Origin of the sequence: Arthrobacter ginsengisoli (assembly GCF_031456935.1) — a bacterium.
Taxonomy (GTDB): domain Bacteria; phylum Actinomycetota; class Actinomycetes; order Actinomycetales; family Micrococcaceae; genus Arthrobacter; species Arthrobacter ginsengisoli.
In genome coordinates, this window is sequence record NZ_JAVDVQ010000001.1 from 137,604 (window position 1) to 160,324 (window position 22,721).

Genomic DNA, 22,721 nt, shown 5'->3' on the forward strand with positions numbered 1-22,721 from the left:
CCGTGCCGGCCCGACCGCCGGGTCATCCGTGTGCCGGGCAACAGAACCTGACCGAACCGGGGATCCGGTTCCGCCTGCACGGTCTTCACGGGGTCGAGACACAGTTGAGCCTTCTTTCACGAACGGGGTCCGCCCATTTTAGAGTCAGAATCTGGGAATTCCCCGATGGCAGGCCCCATCGGAGCGGCGCAGGCTTCGCCTGCGCCGGGCATGGCGCCTAGAAGCCGAGCTTCACCAGCTGCTTCGGGTCACGCTGCCAGTCCTTGGCGACTTTCACATGCAGATCAAGGTAGATCCGGGCCCCGAGCAGGGCCTCGATGGCCTTGCGCGCGTTGGTCCCCACTTCGCGGAGCCGGGCGCCGCCCTTGCCAATGATAATGGCCTTCTGCGACGGGCGCTCGACGTAGAGATTGACCCGGACGTCGAGGAACGGCCGGTCCTCGGGCCGGCCCTCCCGCGGAACAATCTCATCGACGACGACGGCAAGGGAGTGCGGCAGTTCGTCCCGGACACCTTCGAGGGCTGCCTCGCGGATCAGTTCGGCGATCATCACGGCTTCGGGTTCGTCTGTGAGGTGACCGTCCGGATACAGCGGCGGTGACGCCGGCATGTGGCCGATCAGCACGTCGGCGAGGGTTTCGACCTGGAAACCGTCGGTGGCGGAGACCGGGACGATATCCTTCCAGCCGTCCTCGCCGAGCACCTCGCGGCCCAGGGCGGCGACCGCGAGCAGCTGCTCGGTGAGGGCCTGCCGGTCGACGGTGTCGGACTTCGTCACGATGGCGATGACTGGCTTGTTGCCGATGGCGGCGAGCTGCGCGGCGATGAACTTGTCGCCCGGGCCGATCTTCTCGTTGGCCGGCAGGCAGAAGCCGATCGCATCGACCTCGGCAAGGGTGTCGGCGACGAGCTCGTTCAGCCGCTTCCCCAGCAGGGTGCGGGGACGGTGCAGGCCCGGGGTGTCCACCAGGATCAGCTGCGCGTCCGCCCGGTGCACGATCCCGCGGATGGTGTGCCGCGTGGTCTGCGGCTTGGCCGAGGTGATCGCGACCTTCTGGCCGACCAGGGCGTTGGTGAGGGTGGACTTGCCCGCGTTGGGCCGCCCGACCAGCACCGCGAATCCGGCCCGGTAGCCGCCGTGGGCTGCTTCGCCGTCGGACTTATTCTGCTTGCTCACGTGAGACTCCCTGTTGGATTGGTGCGGCCTCGTCGAGAAGGTCTTCAAGGTCAGTTTGTTCCTTTGGTACGGCGGCCGCAATGATGTGGCTGACGCGGTTCCGCCGGCCCTCGAGCCGGTCGGCCCGGAGGGACAGCCCGTGGACCGCGACGGTGCTGCCGACAATCGGCACCCGCCCGAGGGCCTTGGCGAGCAGTCCGCCGACGGTGTCCACTTCGTCGTCGTCGAGCTCCAGGTCGAAGAGTTCGCCGAGGTCATCGATGCTCATCCGTGCGCTGACCCGGTACCTTCCGTCGCCGAGCTCCACGGCCTCCGCGCTTTCAGTGTCATACTCGTCCACGATTTCCCCGACGATTTCCTCGATCAGGTCCTCCAGGGTGACGAGTCCGGCGGTGCCGCCGTACTCGTCGATCACGATCGCGACGTGGGTCGATTCCATCTGCAGTTCGCGCAGCAGTTCGCTTACCGGCTTGGAGTCCGGCACGTAGCGCACGTCGCGGGCCAGTTCGTCCACCACCGGGGGCTCCTCGCCGGGGGCAAGGTTATGGATGACGGCCGCGACATCCTTGAGGTAGACGATGCCGAGGACCTGGTCCGTATTTTCGCCGATCACGGGGATCCGGGAATAGCCCGAGCGCAGGAACAGCGACATCGCCCGGTGCAGGCTGGAACCGGAGTCGATGCTGAGGATGTCGGTACGCGGCACCATGACCGAGCGGACCAGGGTGTCGCCGAAATCGAAGACCGACTGGATCAGCTCGGCCTCATTGTCCTCGATCACGTCGGACTCCGTGGCGCGGTCCACGAGCTCCCGGAATTCCTCTTCGCTGAAGAAGGCCTCGTTGTCCGCGGGGGCACCGGGGGCCACGGCACTGCCCAGGGTGACGAGCCAGCCCGGGATCGGCCCGAGCACCCAGCACAGCCAGCGGATCAGCGGGGCGCTGAAGCGGACCAGGCCGGCGGAGTGCACCCGGCCGATCTGCCGCGGGGAGACGCCGACGATCACGAAGCCCAGCAGGGCCATAACGCCGGTCGCGATCAGCCCTGAGAGCCAGACGTTGTCGAGCACGCTGTTCAACAACACCGTCACGGCGACGGCGGAGGCCATGTCGAACCAGATGCGCCAGAATCGCAGGGCGCGCATATGAGCGACGGGCTGTGCCATGATGCGCTTCAGCGCGTTGCCGCGGCTGTGCAGGATCGCAGCTTCGGCATCATGCCGGGAAAGGTAGTTGAAAGCCGATTCCGCCGCGGTCAGGAACGCCGCAAAGCTAAGAAACACCAGCGCCATGCCGGCAAGGATCAGTGGCGTCACTGAATCGTCTCTGACGGGGCGTCTTTGCCGGTGAAGGCCGAGAGCAGTTCGCGCTGGAGGCCGAACATCTCCTCCTTCTCCTCCGGCTCGGCGTGATCAAAGCCGAGCAGGTGCAGAATGCCGTGGGTCGTGAGCAGCAGCATCTCGTCCTGGGTGGAGTGGCCGGCGTTCAGCGCCTGGACCTCCGCGACCTGCGGGCAGATGGCGATGTCGCCGAGCATGCCCTGGGGGGTGGGCTTGTCCGGCGTGCCCGGGGTCAGCTCATCCATGGGCACCGAGAGCACGTCGGTGGAGCCCGGTTCGTCCATCAGTTCGATGTGCAGCTTCTCCATGGCCGGCTCGTCGACGAGCAGGATGGACAGTTCGGCCTGCGGGTGGATGAACAGCCGTTCGAAAATGAACCGGGAGAGCTGCACCAGCTCGGCTTCATCGACCGTGACGCCGGATTCGTTGTTGACCTCGATGCTCATGCGCGTTCTTCCCGTTTGTCCCGGGCCACGGAGTGCTTGACGCGGTTTCGCTGGATCTCGTCCCAGACGCTGTAGGCGTTGACGATGTCGCCCACAAGGCGGTGCCGGACGACGTCGGAGGAGTCCAGGATGGTGAAGTTGACGTCCTCGATGCCCTGCAGGATCTCTTCGACGATCCGCAGGCCCGACCGGGTCCCGAAGGGCAGGTCCACCTGCGTGACGTCACCGGTGACCACCATTTTTGAGCCGAAGCCCAGCCGGGTGAGGAACATCTTCATCTGTTCCGGCGTGGTGTTCTGGGCCTCGTCCAGGATGATGAAAGCGTCATTGAGCGTACGTCCGCGCATGTAGGCCAGCGGGGCGACCTCGATGGTGCCGGCTGCTATCAGCCGCGGGATGGATTCGGGGTCCATCATTTCGTGCAGGGCGTCATAGAGCGGCCGCAGGTAGGGGTCGATCTTGTCGCTGAGCGTGCCGGGCAGGAAGCCCAGCCGCTCCCCCGCTTCGACGGCGGGGCGGGTCAGGATGATCCGGGTGACTTCCTTCTGCTGCAGCGCCTGGACGGCCTTGGCCATCGCCAGGTAGGTCTTGCCGGTACCGGCCGGGCCAATTCCGAAGATCACCGTGTTGGCGTCAATCGCGTCCACGTAGTTCTTCTGGTTCAGCGTTTTCGGCCGGATGGTTTTGCCGCGGCTGGAGAGGATGTTGTGCGTAAGCACCTCGACCGGGTTCTGCAGCGACTGGGACCGGAGCATCGACGCGAGCTGCTGCAGGACGGCGGGCGTGATGACGGTGCCCCGGGCCACGAGGCCCCGGACCTCGTTGAGCAGGCGCATGATCCGCGGCACGTCCGCTGCCGGGCCGCTGATGGCGAGCTCGTTGCCGCGGACGTGGAAGTCGACGGCCGGGAACTGGGTCTCGATGTACCGCAGGGCTTCGTCATGACTTCCGAGGGACTGGACCATCTGGTCGGAGCTGTCGAACAGGACCACCTCTGTCCGCAACCCTGGTAGGGAGTGGGGAAATTCTCCTGTGGAGCGCTCTCCGGCGCTGGTCCGGGCCTTGCCGTTCGCTGCTTCAGTCATGGTGTTGGCCCGCGGGCCTCTGGTCCCCTCCAGTTCGGAAATGGTTTGTCCGCGGATCCGGCCCCGACGGCGGTGCTCGCCTTCTGGTTCCGGGTGTCTGCGGATCCTCTTATCCTACGCCAGTGCGGGGCTCCGCACGCCGCGTTCCTGACGGCCAATCGGTCCGTCATCTGCCGGGATTCCCGGATTTTGGTATCAACTTCGTATCGTCCTCATATCGTTCCCGTTGCAGTTCCTGCCTGTCGGGCGAATCCACGGTTTGGCGCCGGGCCCGTGTGCGATGCTGGAAATCGGCCTCCGGCACGAGCCTTGCAGCTGGCCGGGCCGACAGATTGGGCCCAGGTGGGCCATCAGAAACCAGGCCGAAAGGGCGGCGGTAATCAGGCAGCGCGGTGTAGACCAGAGAACAGCAGGCAGGCGGTTCCGTCCTGGCCTGCTGCTGTTGGTACTGCCCGCTGCGCTGGCCCTGTCCGGCTGCGTGGCCACGCCGCAGCCCGGCATCACGGACTCCAGTACTCCGTCGCAGGTCACGTCTGCCCAGGTGCCGACCACGAGCGCGCCGCTGGAAACCACGCAGGCATCCAACAAGGCGCCGGTGTACTGGATCGGGCGGAGCAACGAGAGCACGTTCCTGTACCGGGAGTTCCGTGAAGTTCCGGAACAGGACAACCCGGTCACGCGGGCACTGCGGGTCATGATGTCCCAGAAGCCGCTCGACCCGGATTTCTTCACGCCGTGGCAGAATCCGAAGAAGCTGGCAAGCTCCATCTCGGGCAAGAACGTCATCACGGTGGACCTGTCGGCGGACGCCTTCAACTCCAATGTGGATCCCGCCATGGCCGAGCGTGCCGTACAGCAGCTTGTCTACACGGCGACGGCGGCCGCCGCGAGTGCGGGACTGATCGACGCCGGCCAGCAGATCCAGGTAGTGGTGCTCGTGGACGGGCATACCGACTTTGTCGCGTTCAACCACGTCCGGCTGGGCTCCCCGACCGCACGCGGCGTCGGGATGGTCGCGCCGGTGTGGATCATTGATCCGCAGGAAGGGACCTCCATCGCGGACGGCGCGGTCAAGATCTCCGGCCGCAGTACCGCGCCGGGAGGCAGGCTCCGGTGGGAGATTCTGCGGATCGACGGCAACGTCAAGACCGCATACCTGAACGGGACCATGACCGCCTCGGCCGAGGCCGGACAATCAGGTGCCTTCAGCCTCTTGGTCAACCTGGGCCCGGGCAACTATGAGGTCCGCGTGTCCCAGCTTGAGGACGGCAATCCGGCGGAGGACCTCAACGTCGACACCCGCGGGTTCACGGTTAAGTAGCCGGACCGGCTACCAGCGGCCCAGGATGTCGCTGGCGAGGACCGTCGCGGCTGGACCTGCCGTCGACGAGCGCAGCACATGGTGGCCCAGCAGGGCCGTGACTGCACCGGCGCCGCAGAGCCTGGTGACTTCCCGCGGGCTGATGCCGCCCTCAGGGCCCACGATCAGCAGCACCTCACCGTCCTGCTCCGCCCCGTCGCCGGCGGGCCGGGCCCCCTGCCAGGCCTCCAGCACCTGCCGCAGCGGGCGCACGGCGTCCTCGTGCAGGATGATGGCGAGATCGGCGGCAGCCACTGCCGCCTGCAGCCCGGCGCCGTCGACGGCGGTGCGGACCTCCGGGATCCAGGCCCGGCGGGCCTGCTTGGCGGCCGCCGTGACGACGGACTGCCACTTCGCATGGGCCTTGGCCGCACGCTCCGCCTTCCAGCGCACTATCGATCGCTCGGCCTGCCAGGGGATGACGGCATCGATCCCCAGTTCGGTGGCAGTCTCGGCGGCGAGCTCATCCCGGTCCCCTTTCGCGAGGGCCTGGACCAGGACGAGCCGGACCGCAGGCCGGGGCTCGTCGGAGACGGCGGTGCATTCCACCGTCAGCTCCCCGGGTGCGACGGCGGCGACAGTTCCGCTGAGCCGTTTGCCGGCACCGTCGGCGATATCCACCGCTTCCCCCACGGCAAGACGCTTCACCGTGACCGCGTGGCGTGCCTCGGGTCCGTCAAGGACGAAGACGCCGCCGGGGGCCAGCCCGTCCAGGGTGCCGGGGGCAGTGAAAAAGACCGGGTTGCTCACCGCTACAGGTTACCGAGCCGGTCCCGGAGCTTCGAGAAGACGCCGCCGGTCCCGGCGAGCTTGCCTTCGGTGAAGTGTTCCCCGCGCAGCTTGGCGAGCTGGCGGAGCAGCTCCTCCTGGGCCGGGTCGAGTTTCGCCGGCGTGTCCACCTGCAGGTGGACCTTGAGGTCGCCGCGGCCGTAGCCGCGCAGGTGGGTGACGCCCAGCCCGCGGAGGGTGATGACCTCGCCGGACTGCGTGCCGGCTTTGACATCGATCTCCTGCCGGCCGTCGAAAGTGTCGAGCGAGATCTCGGTGCCCAGCGCGGCGGCAGTCATCGGGATGTTGAGGCTGGCGTGGAGGTCATCGCCGTCTCGCACGTAGGTGGCGTCATTGTTGACCCGGATCTCCACATAGAGGTCGCCCGCGGGTCCGCCGGCGGGTCCGGCCTCGCCCTGGCCGGAGAGCTGGATGCGGGTGCCGGTGGCGACGCCGGCGGGAACCTTGACTGTCAGCGTGCGCCGGCTGCGGATCCGGCCCTGGCCGGCGCATTCGTTGCAGGGGTCGTTGATGACGGTGCCGAAGCCCGCGCAGGAACCGCAGGGGGCAGACGTCATGACCTGGCCGAGGATGGAGCGCACGGCGCGCTGGACCTGGCCGCTGCCGCCGCAGATGTCGCAGCGTTCCGGGTGGCTGCCCTCACGGCAGCACGAGCCCTCACAGGTGGGGCAGGTGACGGCCGTGTCGACTTCGATCTTCTTGTTGACACCGAACACGGCGTCGCGGAGGTCGATCCGAACGCTGATCAGGGCGTCCTGGCCGCGGCGGACCCGTGAGGCCGGCCCGGCCTGGCCGCCGGCGCCGAAGAACGTGTCGAAAATATCCTGGAACGCGAAGCCCTGGCCGGAGTAGCTGCCGCCGCCGAAGCCGTTGTCGGTGCCGTTCTCGTTGCCCGTGGTGTCGTAGATCCGGCGCTTCTGCGGATCGGAAAGCACCTCGTATGCGTGCGTGACGGCCTTGAAACGGTCCGACGCGTCATCCCCGGGATTGACATCCGGGTGGAGGTTGCGTGCCAGCTTGCGGTAGGCCTTCTTGATTTCTTCGCCCGTGGCTTCACGGGAGACTCCAAGAACGTCGTAATGGCTGCTCAAAGTTTTGTATCTCTTCCTGGTTGTACTGCCGGTTAGGGGCAAGAAGCCTTGTGGGGTGGGACGTCCGGTGTGTCCCGGTGGGTTCCGGACGGTCGGCCGTGATCCGTCAGGGGCCCAGAATCCTGGACAGGTAGCGGGCCACCGCCCGGACCGCGGCCATGGTGGTCGGATAGTCCATCCTGGTGGGGCCAAGGACGCCGATCTTCGAGCTCGCGTCCGGGCCGTAGCCGGTCGCCACCACCGAGGCCTCCGCGAGCCCGTCGTATGGATTCTCCCGGCCAATACTGACGGTCACACCCCTCGGGTCCGCGGCCATGTCACCCAGCAGGCGGAGCATGACCACCTGCTCCTCGAGCGCTTCCAGTACCGGGCCGATGCTGAGCGGGAAGTCCACGTTGGAGCGGGCGAGGTTGGCGGTTCCGGCCATGACCATGCGCTCCTCGCGGCTGCTCGCGGCCAGCGCCTCCAGGCCCCGGGCCAAGGCCTGTGCGTCGGCGCGGCGCGCGGCCGGGCAGGTGACAACCACGGACTTCAACGATTGCGGCAGCAGGTTCAGCGGTGTCCCGGAGAGGCTTCCGAGGAAACGCGTCCGCAGCTCGGACAGGGCCTCCTCGGACAGGTCCTGCCCCACGTCAATGACGCGCTGTTCCACTTTGCCGGTGTCCGCGATCAACACCACGAGCACCTTACGGGGTGCCAACAGGACGAATTCGATGTGCCGTACCTTGGCCCTGCTCAGATGCGGATATTGCACCACGGCGACCTGGTGGGTCAGCTGCGAGAGCAGCCGCACGGTGCGCTCCAGCACGTCGTCGAGGTCGTCGGAGCCCTCCAGCAAGGCCTGGATGGCGCGCCGTTCCGCCGGGGAGAGCGGTTTGACCGCCGAAATCTGGTCCACGAAGAGCCGGTAGCCCTTGTCGGTGGGAATCCGCCCGGCACTCGTATGCGGTGCGGTGATGAGGCCATCATCTTCCAGGGCCGCCATGTCATTGCGGATCGTGGCGCTGGACACGCCCAGGTGGTGCCGCTCGACGAGGGCCTTGGAGCCGACGGGTTCCCGTGAATGGACGTAGTCCTCCACGATGGCGCGCAGCACTTCGAGTTTGCGCGGTTCGCTCACGCTCCACCTCCAATCGACTGTCCCGCATCCGATGCCGCCGTAGCGGCCGCTCCGGACGCGCTGTGTTAGCACTCGACATGCCTAAGTGCTAACCAGTCTAATATGAGTCGCCGCGTTGTTAGCATTGGATTCGCTCCGGGCGTTCTTCCTGGGGCTGGTGTTTTCGGGCACAGCCCGCCGCAGCAATCCGAGTGCAAAGCAGTGTGTAACCGATGTCGTACCAGAACTGGGGTCCGCAGGACCTGTCCGCCCCCGCCAAGACGCAACTGCCGGAAGTGCCGGTGGAACGCGGCATGGTGCTCGAAGATGTGCAGTCCGGTTGGGTCGGCGCCGTCACCCGCGTGGAGAAGTCCGGCGGGATGCACGTCGTCGCCCTTGAAGACCGCCGCGGCAAGTCCCGGTCCTTCAGGCTCGGCTTTGGCTTCCTGCTGGAGGGACAGCCGATCCGGCTGATGCCACCGGCGCCGCGCGCCGCGGCGGCAGGAACCCGCACCGCCTCGGGCTCTGTCCGCGTACAGGGCCAGCGCGCCCAGGTCGCAAAGGCAAGCCGGATCTGGGTGGAGGGCAAGCACGACGCCGAACTCGTCGAAAGGGTCTGGGGCGACGATCTCCGGGTGGAGGGCATCGTGGTCGAGCCGTTGCACGGCATTGACGACCTGGCCGGCGCCGTCGCCGCCTTCCGGCCCGGACCCGGACGCCGGCTGGGCGTCCTGGTGGACCACCTGGTGCCGGATTCCAAGGAGTCCCGGATCGCCCAAGCCGTGATGGCCTCCCCCGGGGCTGCGGGGAACGTGCTGATTGTGGGCCATCCCTATGTGGATGTCTGGCAGGCGATCCGGCCGTCCGTGCTGGGAATCGAGAAGTGGCCGGTGATCCCGCGCGGGGTGGATTGGAAGACCGGCATCCTGACGGCGTTCGGCTGGCCGCACAGCACCAAGGAGGACATTGGCCTGGGCTGGCAGAAGCTCCTCGGTGCGGTCCGCAGCTACGCGGACCTGGAGCCCTCCCTGCTGGGCCGGGTGGAAGAGGTCATTGACTTCCTCACCGTTCCCTGAGGAACGCCGCGGCGGGCCGCCGCCAGCGGGCCGATCCTCGATTCGGCCCCCGAGCAAGTATTCTTGGTACGGCGGCTGTGCTCCTGGCACGGCCCCGGCAACTCCACGCACCGACGCAGCACCGCAATCCGAAGGACGACACCGTGGCAGATGACGCACGCGACCAGACTGGCAATCAGCTTGGCCATGGCCAGCCCCCGTACCATGGCGTTCCCGCGAATGCGCTGCCGCTGACGGCGAATGAGGACCGGCAGTGGGCCACGCTTGCCCACTTCGGGGGCATCCTGGGCTGCGTTCCCGCGCTGCTGATCTACCTGATCTTCAAGGACCGGGGCCCCTTCACGGCGCAGGAGTCCAAGGAGGCCCTGAACTTTACGCTGCCTCCCACGATTGCGGCCGTGTTGTGCAACCTGCTGGTGTTTGTACCGGTCGTGGGCAATATTTTCGCCGTCCTGGCCACGCTCATCTGGATCGCTGTGACGTGCTTCTCGGTGGCTGCGGGCATCCACGTCAACCGCGGCCAGCCGCACCGCTACGAGTTCAACCTCCGCTGGATTAAATAGCTGAGCCCGCACCCGGGCATTGGAGCCGGCCGCTGCCCATCAGGGCTGGCGGCCGGCTTTTTTGTGCGGAGCCTTTTCGGGCGGCCTGGTCCGCTGGCTTAGTCCGGCAGGATCCTGCGGACCACGGCGTCGGCCAGCAGCCGGCCCTTGAGCGTGAGGACGAGCCGGCCCTTGAATGCAGCCGCGGGGTCCACGAGGCCGTCGGCGATGAGACCGGCGACGGCGTGCCGCCCGGTGTCACCCAGGCCCCCGAGGCTTGGGATGTCGAGCCCGGAGTTCAGGCGGGCCTCCAGCATGACGCGCTCCACGTTGCGGGTCTGGGAATCAAGGGTCTCCCGGCCGGCGGCAGGCGACAGCCCGGCACCCAGGCGGTTCGCATAAGCGGTGGGGTGCTTGACGTTCCACCACCGGACGCCGCCGACGTGCGAGTGCGCACCGGGGCCGATGCCCCACCAGTCGTCCCCCCGCCAGTAGGCCAGGTTGTGCCGGCAGGCCTGCTCCGGGGTGCGGGACCAGTTGCTGACCTCGTACCAGGCGAGCCCGGCCGCGGAGATGAGTTCATCGGCGAGTTCGTACTTGGCCGCGTGATCGTCGTCGTCGATTTCCGGCACCTCGCCGCGGCGGATCTGCGCGGCCAGTTTGGTGCCGTCCTCGACAATGAGCGCGTAGGCGCTGATGTGGTCGGGGGCGTAGGACAGTGCCGTCTCGAGTGAGAAGCGCCAGTCCTCCAGCGACTCCCCCGGCGTCCCGTAGATCAGGTCGAGGCTGACGTCCAGGCCCGCGTCCCGGGCCCACCGGACCGCCTCGGGCACGCGGCTGGGCGTGTGGGTGCGGTCCAGCACCTTAAGGACGTGCGGCACGGCCGACTGCATGCCGAAGGACACCCGGGTGAAGCCGGCGTCGGCGAGCAGCTGGAGTGAAGCGGGGGTGACGGAATCCGGGTTTGCTTCGGTGGTCACCTCGGCGCCGGGCTCGAGGCCCCACGCCGCGACGGCGGCCCTGAGGATGCGGGCCAGGTCTTCGGCCGGCAGCAGCGTGGGCGTGCCGCCGCCGAAAAAGACCGTGCTGAGCGGACGCGCGGGCAGGCCGCTGTTTTTCAGGACAGCGGCTGCGAAGTCGACTTCCGCGACGGCAGTGCCGGCGTAGGCGTCCTGGGACGCCCCGCCGCCAAGTTCCGTGGCGGTGTAGGTGTTGAAGTCGCAGTACCCGCAGCGCACGGCGCAGAACGGAATGTGCACGTAGAGCCCGAAGGCGCGGCCCGCGGCGCCGTCGAGCGCCTGGCCGGGCAGCAGCCCGTCGGGCGGGGCCGGGTCGCCCAGCGGAAGGGCGCTAGGCACGGGCGCCGCCGGCCTGCATCGGGACAGTCTTCACCAGCACCGCTACTTCTTGGCCTTGTCCTTGGACTCGTCCGTGGTGAGGGCGGCGATGAAGGCCTCCTGCGGGACCTCGACGCGGCCCACCATCTTCATGCGCTTCTTGCCTTCCTTCTGCTTTTCCAGCAGTTTCCGCTTCCGGGTGATGTCGCCGCCGTAGCACTTGGCGAGCACGTCCTTGCGGATGGCGCGGATGCTTTCCCGGGCGATGATCCGGGAGCCAATGGCGGCCTGGATGGGCACCTCGAACTGCTGGCGCGGAATGAGTTCACGCAGCTTGCCGGTCATCATCACACCGTAGGCGTAGGCCTTGTCGCGGTGTGTGATGGCCGAGAACGCGTCCACCTGCTCGCCCTGGAGCATAATGTCGACCTTGACCAGATCGGCGACCTGCTCGCCGTCGGCCTTCCAGTCCAGCGACCCGTAGCCGCGGGTCTTGGACTTGAGGATGTCGAAGAAATCGAACACGATCTCGGCCAGCGGCAGGCGGTAACGGATTTCCACCCGGTCCTCGGAGAGATAGTCCATGCCGCCCATGACGCCGCGCCGGCTCTGGCACAGCTCCATGATGGCGCCGACAAACTCGTTCGGCGCCAGGATGGTGGCGGCGACCATCGGTTCGCGGACTTCGGCGATTTTGCCGCTCGGGTATTCGCTGGGGTTCGTGACGTGGACGACTCTCTTGTCCTCCAGCGTCACCTCGTATTCCACGTTGGGGGCGGTGGAGATCAGATCCAGCTTGTACTCGCGTTCGAGCCGCTCACGGGTGATTTCCAGGTGCAGCAGGCCGAGGAAACCAACGCGGAACCCGAAACCCAGGGCGGCTGACGTTTCGGGCTCGTAGACCAGTGCGGCGTCGTTGAGCATCAGCTTTTCCAACGCGTCCCGGAGCACCGGATAGTCCGTGCCATCCAGCGGGTACAGGCCGGAGAAGACCATGGGCTTGGCATCCGCGTAGCCGGGCAGGGATTCGGTCGCCGGCTTGGCCAGGTTGGTGACGGTGTCGCCCACCTTGGACAGGCGGACGTCCTTCACACCGGTGATGAGGTAGCCCACTTCGCCGACGCCGAGGCCCTTGGACGGGGTGGGCTCCGGGGAGCTCACGCCGATCTCGAGGAGTTCGTGCGTGGCCCGGGTGGACATCATCTGGATGCGTTCGCGGGGGTGCAGCATGCCGTCAACGACACGTACGTAGGTGACCACGCCGCGGTAGGTGTCGTAGACCGAGTCGAAGATCATGGCGCGGGCCGGGGCGTTCGGGTCACCGACGGGGGCGGGAAGGTCGCGGACGATCTTGTCGAGCAGGACTTCGACGCCCATGCCGGTCTTGCCGGAGACGCGGAGCACGTCGTCGGGGTCGCCGCCGATCAGGCTGGCGAGTTCCGCCGCGTACTTCTCGGGCTGGGCAGCCGGGAGGTCGATCTTGTTCAGGACCGGGATGATCGTGAGGTTGTTTTCCATCGCCAGGTAGAGGTTGGCGAGGGTTTGGGCCTCGATGCCCTGCGCGGCGTCGACGAGCAGCACTGCGCCTTCGCAGGCAGCGAGCGAGCGGGAAACCTCGTAGGTGAAGTCAACGTGTCCGGGCGTGTCGATCATGTTCAGCGCATAGCTGGTTCCGTCGAGCTCCCAGGGCATACGGACGGCCTGGGACTTGATCGTGATGCCGCGTTCGCGCTCAATGTCCATGCGGTCCAGGTACTGGGCCTTCATGTCACGGGACTGGACAACGCCGGTGTACTGGAGCATCCGGTCGGCCAGTGTGGATTTGCCGTGGTCAATGTGCGCAATGATGCAAAAGTTCCGGATAATGGCCGGATCTGTTGCGGCGGGCACCGGGGCGGTGCGGGCCATGGGAGACACGCAGGGTCCTTACTCTTGGCATTCTGTTGGCTGTGCACGGTCGGCGATGAGGCTGGGTTCCCAACTGCGACGTGCCGCATATCTGAACCTACAGTCTCCCACGTCCGGGCCTGTGGGAGTGCATCCGTGCATTCCGGCGCCGACTCAGTTTTCCCCGCAGATCCTCGTTCCCGCTTTTGGCCGCGGGCCCCGCCCGTGGCCGCGCTGCCGGTAGGGTGGCCCCATGGCTTGGAACTTACGCTCGATCAGCAATGCGGTCCGCAGTACGTTGCGCCTCCTGGAGGGCCGCCCCGGCTCCGCACCCGGGAGCTCCGGCACCACCAAGGCGAGCTCCGGCGCGCCCGGCGGCTCCGGCACCAAGGCCAGGTCCGGTGCGGCCGGGGTGACCGGCAGCTATCCCGGCGACTTTCACGGAACGGCGAAAGCCAGTTACGCCCCCTCCCCCAACGGCCGCCCGGAGCCAGGCGAGATTGTCTGGACCTGGGTGCCCTATGAAGAGGATCACTCGCGGGGCAAGGACCGGCCGGTGCTGCTGGTGGGCACCAGCGGCCGCTATCTGCTTGGCCTCATGCTGACCAGCAAGGACCACGACGGCGACGCGCGCCGCGCCGACGACTACGTGGACATCGGTACCGGCCCCTGGGACCGGCAGGGGCGCCCCAGCGAGGCGAAACTGGACCGCATCCTGCAGATTAATCCGGAGGATGTCCGCCGGGAGGGCGCCATTCTCGACGCACGAAGGTTCGGCGCCATCGCCACTGCCCTGCAGACCCGCCAGGGCTGGCGCTGAACGGCCTCGAATCACCACCCTGCCGGCGTCTCTGCTACTATTGACAGCTGTGTGTCCGTGCAGGTCGACGGCCACAGATGGTTGGTCGCCATAGGTATCCCCACGCCGCTCAGTCAATGGCCAATCTGAAAGCCCTCTAGACCATTTTCCGCATTGAAAAAGAGAGTTCACACGTGGCTAATATTAAGTCCCAGAAGAAGCGCATCCTCACCAACGAGAAGGCACGCCTGCGCAACAACGCAGTCAAGTCCGAGCTGAAGACGGCCATCCGCGCCGTCAACACCGCCGTTGAGTCCACCGACAAGGATGCTGCGGCGGCCGCAATGCTTTCCGCCAGCCGCAAGCTGGACAAGGCTGTCAGCAAGGGCGTTCTCCACAAGAACAACGCTGCAAACCGCAAGTCGGCCATCTCCAAGAAGGTCAACGCGCTGTAAGGTTTCCAGTTCACTGAACTGATGATTGTGGCCGGCACCCTCGGGTGCCGGCCACTTCCAGTTAAACAGCCAAAAAGGCGGCAGCGGCGCTGTCCCGACAGTGCGGTGCAGACTGGTCCAAGGTCAGCGGCGCACAGACGTCGCAATCACCGTCACGGCATGCTCCACGGCGTAGACCGGGTCCCGGGAAAGGCCCTTGACCTGCGCGTCGGCCTCGGCAGTCACCTGGATGGACCGGACGAGGCCGTCCGGAGTCCACCGCCGCACTTCCCGCTGCGCCTGCTCGACCAGCCAGGGCTGCATGCCCAGCTGCTTGGCAATCTGGGACGAGGATCCCTGGGCACCAGCGACCTTGGCGAGGGTGCGGAGCTTCGATGCCAGCGCAGCCACCAGCGGAACCGGGTCCGCCCCCGTCGCGAGGGCGTGCCGGAGCGTGGACAGCGCCAGCGGGGCGTTCCCTGCCATGGCGGCATCGGCGACCTTGAAAGCACTGGCTTCCACCCTGCCGCCGTAATACCGGTCCACCATGGCCGAGTCCACCCCGGTGGCAGCGTCGGCGATCAATTGGCTGCAGGCCGCCGCCAGTTCGGCCAGATGGGCTCCGACGGCGTTGACCAGGGCGTGCACTGCGTCGGGATCAATACGCCGGGACGCCGCCTTGAACTCCGAGGTGACGAAGGCGATCTTGTCGGCGTCCTTCTTCAGCGGCTGGCAGTCCACCACCGGCCACCCGCCGGCCTTGATCGCGTCCAGGAGCTTCTTTCCCCGCACACCGCCTCCATGGCGGAGGACCAGGACAGCATCGGGTTCGGGCCGGGCGAGGTACTTGAGCGCGTCTGCCAAAAACGCATCGTTCATGCCCTCCAGGCCTTCCACCTCGATGAGCTTCCGTTCGCCGAAGAGGGACGGGCTGACATTCATGGCGAGGGAGCCGGGCTCATAACTGGAGGCATTCAGCCTGGTGACTTCGACGTCGGGGTCCGCGGCGCGGACCTGGGCCCGGACGCGGTCCATGGCCCGCGAACCCAGATAATCTTCCGGTCCGCCAACCAGCACGACGGCGGCCGGCGTCACATCGCGCCAGGTGGCGGTCTTCGATGCCGCGGGCCGGGCGCGTGGGGTCTGGGCAGCAGCCACTGAGGTTTCCTCCCGGAAGATTGATTGCAGACTCTAAGCCTGCCACGCCCCGGGCGGTGCACCAAGCCGGTCCGACGCCCTCGCCACAGCGCCCGCAGGCCATCGGGGAACCGTGGCATCCGGCCGAGCAGGGTGACGGTCCGCCCGTGTGCGGCCAGAGCCAGGCCTGCGGTCCGGGCGGGGTGGAACGCCAGCCACCAGGCGGCGAGGCAGACGGCGGAGAAGAGCGCCATCGTGACGGCGCCGAAGGCTCCCTCCGGCCACGGGAGGACCGCGCCCGGAAGGCCGGCGAAGAAGCGGGCGACTCCTCCCACGCCGTTCGCGAAGGCAGCAGCGACGCCCAGGGGCGCAGCGGCGAGCACCGGGGACAGCGGCACCAGCGGCACTGCCGCGGTCCCCAGCAGCGTGACCGGGGCGACGAGGACCGCGGCGGCCATGTTGGCTGGCAGGGCGTAACTGCTGAACTGCGGCTGAAGCAGCACAATCACCGGGCCGCAGAAGGCCTGCGCGGACAACGGAACGGCGACTGCCGCTGCCACCCAGCGCGGGACCGCCGCCGGGAACCAGGACATGATCGGCCGCCCTGTCATGACGATGCCGAGGGTTGCCAGCACGGACAGCAGGAATCCGAAGCTGATGGACAGCTCCGGCTGGGCCAGGAGCAGACCGATCACGGCCAGGCACAGGAAGCTCAAACCCCGTCCGGGTCGGCCGCCGGCCAGCGCCACGAGTCCAATGGCTCCCATCACCGAGGCGCGCAGGACACTGGCGTCCGGGCCAACCATCAGCACAAAGAGTCCGAGCCCCAAGAGACTGAGGACTGCCGCGGAAGCCCGGCTGCAGCGCAGGTTGCGGGCGGCCAGCAGCAGCGCACCCAGGATCAGGCTGCAATTGGCCCCGCTGACCGCAGTCAGATGGGTCATTCCGACGGATTTCATGGCCGTGTCCAGCTCGGCGTCCAGGGCGCTCGTGTCACCGGTGACCATTCCCGGCAGGAGCCCCCGGGCGTCGCCGTCGAAGTGCCCGGCGGCAGCGGTGAAACGCCCGCGAAGCTCGCCAGGGCCCTGCTGCCACAGACCCGGCGGCCCGAGTGTAAGCGGGGCAGAGCTCGCCGACAGGACTGCCGCTTCCGGCTGCCCGGGCTCGGACGGCTTGAGTTTTCCGGTGGTACGGATCCGCTGCCCCGGGGCTGCATCTTCCCAGCCGGCGCCACCCAGGACCAGCAGCCTGGCCCGCGCTTGCACCTGGTGCGAATCGAAGGACATGTCGATCAGGGTGACCGGTACTGCCCACCGGTCCGCCAGTCCGGAACGCCCGGGCGTCTTGAGCCGACGCGGCGCCCCGGTCACCTCCACTTCCACCGTGACGGCTGTGTGTGCCGTGGCTGCCGCGGCCACGGCACTTTGATGCCGCCGCGAGGACTCGTCGGCTGCGTTCCCCCCGGCCGCGGCGGCGAGGAGCAGCGCCACGGCCAGCGTCGCGGGGAAGCTCCGCCGGGGCCGGCCGTCCAGTGCCCGCGCGCCGGCGCTGGACGACGCCCGAAGCAGAAGCAGCCCGGAACCTGCCACCAGGACGAGGCAGAGCACGGCCAGCGCAAGGGGGTTCAGGTGGTGTGCCGCCGCCGCTGCCGACCAAACCAGCAGTGCCGCGGGGACCATACGTACATCCGTCCTGCGCAGCAGTTCGTCCGAGGCCGGAGTGCTGCGCTCCGGAAGGAAGAATGACGGAATCCGGTCTCGGAGCCGTGTCCCCCGGGATTCCTTCCCGCTGGCTTGCTGCCGGTCCGGCCTGGCCCGGGCGGGCGGCGGTGAACCGGAGTGCCCCGGCTCCCGGCCTGCCGCGGCGTCTACGAACCCCTGCCAGCGACTCCGCCGTTCCATGTCACGCCTCTCAAACCCGGACCAGGGGCAGCAGGGCCGCGAGCAGCTTGGGCCCAACCCCGTCCACGGCGTCCAGTTCCTCGACCCGCTGGAAGTGGCCGTGCTCCGTTCGCCAGTCCACAATCCGCTGGGCAAGCACCGGGCCCACGCGCGGCAGGGTTGCCAGTTCATCCGGTCCGGCGGTGTTCAGATTGATTTTCCCTGCGGGAGGGGATCCGTCGCCGCCCGTCGGGCTTTCCCCGGCTCCCGCGTCACCCCCGGGGGCAGGACCGGCCGGGGCGGTCTCGCCCTGCCGCGGCACCAGCACTTTCTGCCCGTCCTCAAGGACAGCCGCGAGATTGAGCTGGTCGGGGTCCGCGTCCTGGGCGCTTCCTCCCGCAGCCGCAATGGCCTCGTGCAGGCGGCTGCCCTGCGGCAACTCGACAATTCCGGCGCGGACAACGGCACCGGCCACATGGACGATGATCTTTCCGGGCGATTCGGCTCCGCTGCCTGCCGGAGCGCGGTCCGCGGCGGGAGTGGAACTGTCCTCCGGTTCCGGCGTGGGCGCTTGGCCGTTGTCCGGACCGCTGACGGAACTGAGCGGGCTGACGGCCGCTGTGACGTTCGCGGCCTGCCACCAGAACCAGCCCAGGAGGGCCGTGGCCAGCAGGCACAGCAGCGTGGCAGCCTGCCGTCCGGTGCGCCACCGGAGGCGGGGCGCGGGGCTGCCCGGCGAATCGTCGGCGGTGCGCTGTGCCGCGGACCGGGTCACCAGCGGCGGTTCCCCTGGCGGATCGGCGCCGTCCCTGTTACCGCCCGCGAACAACAACCCGCGGCCGGCAGGGCCCGGTTGGTCTCTGGATGGGTCTTCTAGGTCGTGGCGCGGCATGCGCCCATCGTACGAAGCTTCGAGGTCCCGGCTCAGGGCCCGCGCGTTCTATGTGGATACTGAAGGAACTGCGCGGGAGCGTCGGGCAGCGTCCGTCTATGCGGCGGTAAATTGGTGCCAGGCCGTGACGAGGTGCGAGTCCGGGAAGCACAGCGAACAGCCCTTGGGCGCCGCACCGGACTACGACGCGCCGGTGGTGTCCTGGGGTGCCGGGGTGCGGCTCTCCCCGACGATCACGGCCAGCACACCGAGTCCGGCATGGGCCGCCAGCACGGCCGGCAGCGCGCTGATCTGGACCGGAGCACAGCCGGGAACCGATTCGGCCAGCTGCGCTGCGAGCTGTTCGGCCTCGGCCGGGTTGCCGAAATGGTGGACTGCAAGCCGGGCCTGCCCCGCGGGCCGGCCGGCGGCATCGGCCACAACGATCTCCTGGAGCCGCGCGATGGCCTTCGGCGCCGACCGCACCTTCTCTACCGGAACCACCCGGCCGTCCTCGAGCGCGAGGATGGGCTTGATCGAGAACATGGTCCCCCAGAGCGAGGCGGCGGCCCCGATCCGTCCGCCGCGCCGTAATTGTTCGAGACTCGGCACGTAGAAGTACACCCTGGTGCGGGCCAGCTGTTGCTCGGCGAACTCCCGCACTTCAGCCGGCGGCCGGCCGGCCGCCGCTGCGGTAACGGCGCTCTGGACCCCCATCCCCTGCGCCATGCCGACAGTCCGCGAGTCAACGACTTCCACGGGAATGGAAACCCGCGCGGCGGCGAGGCGGGCCGAGTCCGCGGTCCCGGACAATTCGCTGGAAATGTGGACCGACACGACAGACTCAAATCCGCGCCGCTGGGCCGCCAGATAAGCCTGTTCGAACTGTCCGGGTGAAGGGCGCGAGGTCTTGACGGGCTTGCCGCTGGCAAGGGCCACGGCGATCTTGTCGGCGATGTCGTCCTCACCTTCGCCGTAGATTTCCGCGCCCACCATCACGGGCATCGGAACGACGGTCAGCCGTCCGTCCGCGGAGAAGGCCCGGACCCAGTCGGCGGGCAGTGCCGCGGCCGAGTCGGTGACCACGGCCGTGCGGGCGGCGGGGGCCGCCTCGGGAACCGCTTCGGGCCGCCTGGCCAGACGGAGCGGGATGAGGCGCTCCTTCAGCCAGAGCCACCCCGCGGTATCGCGGTCGGGCACGAAGCACCTCCTGGCGTCTGCGCTTGCTGTCGGGACACGCTCTGACGGCTGGCCGCCGGCTTACACCGGCGGCCGGCCAGGCCAGCCTGAAAGGCTAGGCCGGGACGATGTTGACCAGTTTAGGCGCCCGGACGATCACCGTGCGGATCCCGCGGCCGTCAAGGGCACGCTGGACGTTTTCCGAGGCCAGCGCCAGTTCACGCAGCTCGTCCTCGCTGATCCCCGGCGGGACTTCCAAGCGGTCCCGCACCTTGCCCTGGACCTGGACGACGGCGGTCACCGTGTCCTGCACGAGGAGTGCCGCGTCGTGTGTCGGCCAGCCGGCATTGGCCACCGAGGCGGGGTGCCCCAGCACGTTCCAGAGGTCCTCGGCCGTGTAGGGCGCGAAGAGGCTCAGGATGACCGCCACAGTCTCGACGGCTTCCCGGACCGCCGGATCGGCGCCGCCTGCCCCGGTGTCGGTCGTCTTGCGGGTCGCGTTCACCAGTTCCATCAGCTTCGCCACGACCACGTTGAACTTGTTGTGGTCCAGCAGGGCTTCCGCGTCGGCGATCGTGCGGTGCGTGACGGCGCGCAGGGCCCGGTCGCCGGCGGCGTAGTCGACGCCGGGGGCGCTGGTGACGTCCTGTCCCAGCCGCCAGGCCCGGGCCAGGAACTTCGCGGAGCCCGACGGCGAAACGTCGGCCCAGTCGACGTCGTCCTCCGGCGGGGAGGCGAAGATCATGGTGAGCCGGACGGCGTCCACACCAAACTTGTCCAGCTGTTCACCCAGATCGACCCCGTTGCCCAGGGACTTGCTCATCGCCTTGCCGCCGTTGAGCACCTGGCCCTGGTTCAGCAGCGCGCTGAACGGTTCGTCGGCGTCGATCATGCCCAGGTCGTGGATAACCTTGGTGAAGAAGCGCGCGTAGAGCAAGTGCAGGATGGCGTGCTCCACGCCACCCACGTACTGGCCGACCGGCATCCAGTCGTTGATCTTCTCCGGATCGAACGGACCCTCGGTGAACTGCGGGGAGACGAAACGCAGGAAGTACCAGGAGGAATCCACGAAGGTGTCCATGGTGTCCGTGTCCCGTTTGGCCGGGCCGTTGCAGCTGGGGCACTCGACGTTGACCCAGTTTTCGACGGCGGCCAGCGGGGAGGTGCCCTTCGGGGACAGGTCTTCGCCACGCAGGTCGGCGGGCAGTGTGACGGGCAGCTGATCGTCCGGGACCGGGACTTCCCCGCAGGCGGGGCAGTGGATGATCGGGATCGGGGTACCCCAGAAGCGCTGCCGGCTGAGCAGCCAGTCGCGCAGGCGGAAGTTCACGAATTTCTCGCCGGTGCCTTGCTGCTCCAGGATCGCTATGGCAGCCGGGATGGCTTCTGCCTTGGGCATTCCGTCCAGGGCGCCGGAGTTGATCAGCGTTCCCTCGCCGGAGGTTGCGGTGCCGCTGACCGCGGGATCTTCCTCGCCCGTGTCCAGCACGGCCCGGACCGGCAGGTCGAACGTCCGGGCGAAGTCGAGGTCGCGCTGGTCGTGGGCCGGGACGGCCATGATGGCGCCGGTGCCGTAGTCGGCCAGCACGTAGTCGGCGGCCCAGACAGGCAGCTTCTCGCCGTTCAGCGGGTTGATGGCGTACCGGCCGGTGAAGACGCCGGTCTTCTCCCGCTCGGTGGACTGGCGTTCAATTTCGGAGAGCGCCTTGACCTGATCGCGGTAGGCGTCCAAGGCAGCGGCATGCTCCTCCGTGACCAGTTCGACGGCGATCGGCGCGTCGGCGGCGACGACGAAGAACGTCGCGCCGTACAGGGTGTCGGGACGTGTTGTGAATACTGTGACGTCCTTGGCGGGTCGGCCGCCGTCGGCTTCGATCACGAAGTTGACGTGCGCGCCTTCGGACCGTCCGATCCAGTTCTTCTGCATGGCGAGGACGCGTTCGGGCCAGTGGCCGCGCAGTTCGTCCATATCGTCGAGCAGTCGGTCGGCGTAATCGGTGATCTTGAAGTACCACTGGTTGAGCGACTTCTTGGTGACCGGGGTGCCGCAGCGCTCACAGGCACCGTTGACGACCTGCTCGTTGGCCAGCACCGTCTGGTCCTTGGGGCACCAGTTGACGGGGGAATTCTTGCGGTAGGCCAGGCCGCGCTCGTGAAAGCGCTTGAAGAGCCACTGCGTCCAGCGGTAGTACTCCGGGTCGGACGTGTGGATCCGGCGGGACCAGTCGGCGGAGATGGCATAGCGTTTGAACGATGCCGCCTGGGTCTCGATATTGGCGTAGGTCCACTCGCTGGGGTGGGCATTGCGCTTGATGGCGGCGTTCTCGGCGGGAAGCCCGAAGGAATCCCAGCCGATCGGGTGCAGCACGTCAAAACCCTTTTGGCGCAGGTACCGGGCGACGACGTCGCCCATCGCGAACGCTTCCGCGTGGCCCATGTGAAGGTCGCCGGAGGGGTACGGGAACATGTCCAGCACGTACCGCCGCTCCTTCGAGCCGTCGTCGACGGGCGTGAAGACCTTGAGGTCCTCCCACACCTGGGGCCACTTGGCCTCCATGGCCGCGAAGCTGTAGGCACCCTCGTCGGGGATCTCCGCTGCGACTGCTGGTGTTCCGGTCTCTGTCTCCGGCTGAACGCTCACTGCTGGCCTCTTCTGTTCTGTCAAGCCTTATGGTCCGTCAAGTCTTGTACCGTCAAATCTCTCAGGCGGAGGCGATGCCCCGCCCGCTCCCCTGCCGTCCGCCCAAAAGGGTCCAGACACACAAAAGCCCCTCGACACGGAGGGGCTGCCGCTCGGCAAACCGAGTTCTCGTCGGGATGCCGGGCGGCTAGCTAAGCAGGAGCATCGCACGCATAGCTCTACTTTAGCGCCTCCAGCCGGTTCGCGGGGAAACCTCAGCGGACTTGCGGGAGCCGGGCCGCCAACGGTACGGCCGGCCGAAGAGCGGGGCACGGCGATCGTCACCCGAGCTGACAATTCCGAATTGTTATAAATGCACCACCCGGAAGAGACGTGTACTTACGCCAACAATGACGATCCTGCCGGGCCACCAGCCTCTCCCGCAGAAAGTACATGCCGCAATTTGCCAAGTGGATTTCCAGACCAACCCAAGTACATTTGCCGCGTGTCCGGGTAATGGGAACTTACCCATTGACAAATTGGTGCCTACATGAGAGCGGCCATGCAGATTCG

General features: G+C 67.6%; 19 protein-coding genes. 5 read left to right on the top strand and 14 right to left on the bottom strand.

Annotation, left to right across the window (positions count from 1 at the left end):
* Positions 1 to 217 precede the first annotated feature (217 nt).
* The 4 genes from era to J2X01_RS00695 are packed head-to-tail and all read right to left on the bottom strand — an operon-like array spanning position 218 to position 4,047.
* Positions 218 to 1,177 carry a GTPase Era gene (era, locus tag J2X01_RS00680; RefSeq protein ID WP_310049572.1) on the bottom strand — a complete coding sequence of 320 codons (960 nt, stop codon included), beginning with the start codon at positions 1,175 to 1,177 and terminating at the stop codon, positions 218 to 220.
* Positions 1,161 to 2,492 carry a hemolysin family protein gene (locus J2X01_RS00685; RefSeq protein WP_310049575.1) on the bottom strand — a complete coding sequence of 444 codons (1,332 nt, stop codon included), beginning with the start codon at positions 2,490 to 2,492 and terminating at the stop codon, positions 1,161 to 1,163. The genes era and J2X01_RS00685 overlap by 17 nt, the downstream gene beginning before the upstream one ends.
* Positions 2,489 to 2,962, bottom strand: a complete 474-nt coding sequence (ybeY, locus tag J2X01_RS00690) for an rRNA maturation RNase YbeY (protein ID WP_310049578.1) — start codon at positions 2,960 to 2,962, stop codon at positions 2,489 to 2,491. Before ybeY ends, J2X01_RS00685 begins: the two co-directional genes overlap by 4 nt.
* Complete coding sequence (locus tag J2X01_RS00695) at positions 2,959 to 4,047, bottom strand: PhoH family protein (protein ID WP_310049583.1); 1,089 nt, start codon at positions 4,045 to 4,047, stop codon at positions 2,959 to 2,961. The genes ybeY and J2X01_RS00695 overlap by 4 nt, the downstream gene beginning before the upstream one ends.
* Positions 4,048 to 4,489: 442 nt before the next feature.
* On the opposite strand from J2X01_RS00695, the gene J2X01_RS00700 reads away from it, so the two are divergent.
* A complete protein-coding gene (locus J2X01_RS00700; protein WP_310049586.1) occupies positions 4,490 to 5,368 on the top strand; it encodes a GerMN domain-containing protein in 879 nt (292 codons plus the stop codon).
* A gap of 9 nt (positions 5,369 to 5,377) precedes the next feature.
* Here J2X01_RS00700 and J2X01_RS00705 read toward each other — a convergent pair whose 3' ends face one another.
* From J2X01_RS00705 to hrcA, 3 genes are all read right to left on the bottom strand, one after another.
* On the bottom strand, positions 5,378 to 6,157 hold the full coding sequence (locus J2X01_RS00705; protein ID WP_310049589.1) for a 16S rRNA (uracil(1498)-N(3))-methyltransferase: 780 nt from the start codon (positions 6,155 to 6,157) through the stop codon (positions 5,378 to 5,380).
* Positions 6,158 to 6,159: 2 nt separating this feature from the next.
* Entirely contained in the window at positions 6,160 to 7,287 is a 1,128-nt protein-coding gene (gene dnaJ / locus J2X01_RS00710; protein ID WP_310049591.1) for a molecular chaperone DnaJ, read from the bottom strand.
* 106 nt (positions 7,288 to 7,393) lie between these two features.
* Complete coding sequence (gene hrcA, locus J2X01_RS00715; RefSeq protein ID WP_310049595.1) at positions 7,394 to 8,407, bottom strand: heat-inducible transcriptional repressor HrcA; 1,014 nt, start codon at positions 8,405 to 8,407, stop codon at positions 7,394 to 7,396.
* 212 nt (positions 8,408 to 8,619) lie between these two features.
* Between hrcA and J2X01_RS00720 the strand changes: the two genes are divergently transcribed.
* Both J2X01_RS00720 and J2X01_RS00725 read left to right on the top strand, forming a co-directional pair.
* The gene (locus tag J2X01_RS00720) at positions 8,620 to 9,462 is read left to right on the top strand and encodes a DUF3097 domain-containing protein (RefSeq protein ID WP_310049600.1); all 843 of its coding nucleotides are present in this window, start codon (positions 8,620 to 8,622) and stop codon (positions 9,460 to 9,462) included.
* A 143-nt stretch (positions 9,463 to 9,605) separates the two neighbouring features.
* Positions 9,606 to 10,025 (top strand): DUF4870 domain-containing protein, encoded by a 420-nt coding sequence (locus J2X01_RS00725; protein WP_310049603.1) that lies wholly within the window; start codon positions 9,606 to 9,608, stop codon positions 10,023 to 10,025.
* A 98-nt stretch (positions 10,026 to 10,123) separates the two neighbouring features.
* Here the strand turns inward: J2X01_RS00725 and hemW are convergent, their stop codons facing one another.
* Together hemW and lepA are read right to left on the bottom strand one after the other, a co-directional pair.
* On the bottom strand, positions 10,124 to 11,362 hold the full coding sequence (gene hemW, locus J2X01_RS00730; protein WP_310049605.1) for a radical SAM family heme chaperone HemW: 1,239 nt from the start codon (positions 11,360 to 11,362) through the stop codon (positions 10,124 to 10,126).
* Positions 11,363 to 11,404: 42 nt separating this feature from the next.
* Positions 11,405 to 13,258 carry a translation elongation factor 4 gene (gene lepA, locus J2X01_RS00735; protein ID WP_310049607.1) on the bottom strand — a complete coding sequence of 618 codons (1,854 nt, stop codon included), beginning with the start codon at positions 13,256 to 13,258 and terminating at the stop codon, positions 11,405 to 11,407.
* A gap of 223 nt (positions 13,259 to 13,481) precedes the next feature.
* Here lepA and J2X01_RS00740 point away from each other — a divergent pair, with 223 nt between their 5' ends.
* Positions 13,482 to 14,048: a type II toxin-antitoxin system PemK/MazF family toxin gene (locus J2X01_RS00740; protein ID WP_310049610.1), complete on the top strand. Its 567-nt coding sequence runs from the start codon at positions 13,482 to 13,484 to the stop codon at positions 14,046 to 14,048.
* A 173-nt stretch (positions 14,049 to 14,221) separates the two neighbouring features.
* Entirely contained in the window at positions 14,222 to 14,482 is a 261-nt protein-coding gene (gene rpsT / locus J2X01_RS00745; RefSeq protein WP_310049613.1) for a 30S ribosomal protein S20, read from the top strand.
* A 123-nt stretch (positions 14,483 to 14,605) separates the two neighbouring features.
* Here the strand turns inward: rpsT and holA are convergent, their stop codons facing one another.
* From holA to leuS, 5 genes are all read right to left on the bottom strand, one after another.
* Entirely contained in the window at positions 14,606 to 15,619 is a 1,014-nt protein-coding gene (gene holA / locus J2X01_RS00750) for a DNA polymerase III subunit delta (RefSeq protein ID WP_310049616.1), read from the bottom strand.
* The gene (locus tag J2X01_RS00755) at positions 15,553 to 17,277 is read right to left on the bottom strand and encodes a ComEC/Rec2 family competence protein (RefSeq protein WP_310049619.1); all 1,725 of its coding nucleotides are present in this window, start codon (positions 17,275 to 17,277) and stop codon (positions 15,553 to 15,555) included. The genes holA and J2X01_RS00755 overlap by 67 nt, the downstream gene beginning before the upstream one ends.
* Before the next feature lie 232 nt (positions 17,278 to 17,509).
* On the bottom strand, positions 17,510 to 18,253 hold the full coding sequence (locus tag J2X01_RS00760; RefSeq protein ID WP_310049621.1) for a helix-hairpin-helix domain-containing protein: 744 nt from the start codon (positions 18,251 to 18,253) through the stop codon (positions 17,510 to 17,512).
* A 297-nt stretch (positions 18,254 to 18,550) separates the two neighbouring features.
* Positions 18,551 to 19,549, bottom strand: a complete 999-nt coding sequence (locus J2X01_RS00765) for a DegV family protein (protein ID WP_310049623.1) — start codon at positions 19,547 to 19,549, stop codon at positions 18,551 to 18,553.
* A 94-nt stretch (positions 19,550 to 19,643) separates the two neighbouring features.
* Positions 19,644 to 22,169 carry a leucine--tRNA ligase gene (gene leuS, locus J2X01_RS00770; protein ID WP_310049626.1) on the bottom strand — a complete coding sequence of 842 codons (2,526 nt, stop codon included), beginning with the start codon at positions 22,167 to 22,169 and terminating at the stop codon, positions 19,644 to 19,646.
* Positions 22,170 to 22,721: the final 552 nt, after the last annotated feature.

Bases quoted from the DNA above. Each gene is read 5' to 3' on its own strand.
- ybeY (WP_310049578.1), bottom strand. From the start codon at position 2,962: ATGAGCATCGAGGTCAACAACGAATCCGGCGTCACGGTCGATGAAGCC.
- J2X01_RS00695 (WP_310049583.1), bottom strand. From the start codon at position 4,047: ATGACTGAAGCAGCGAACGGCAAGGCCCGGACCAGCGCCGGAGAGCGC.
- J2X01_RS00720 (WP_310049600.1), top strand. From the start codon at position 8,620: ATGTCGTACCAGAACTGGGGTCCGCAGGACCTGTCCGCCCCCGCCAAG.
- J2X01_RS00740 (WP_310049610.1), top strand. From the start codon at position 13,482: ATGGCTTGGAACTTACGCTCGATCAGCAATGCGGTCCGCAGTACGTTG.
- J2X01_RS00755 (WP_310049619.1), bottom strand. From the start codon at position 17,277: ATGGTCCCCGCGGCACTGCTGGTTTGGTCGGCAGCGGCGGCGGCACAC.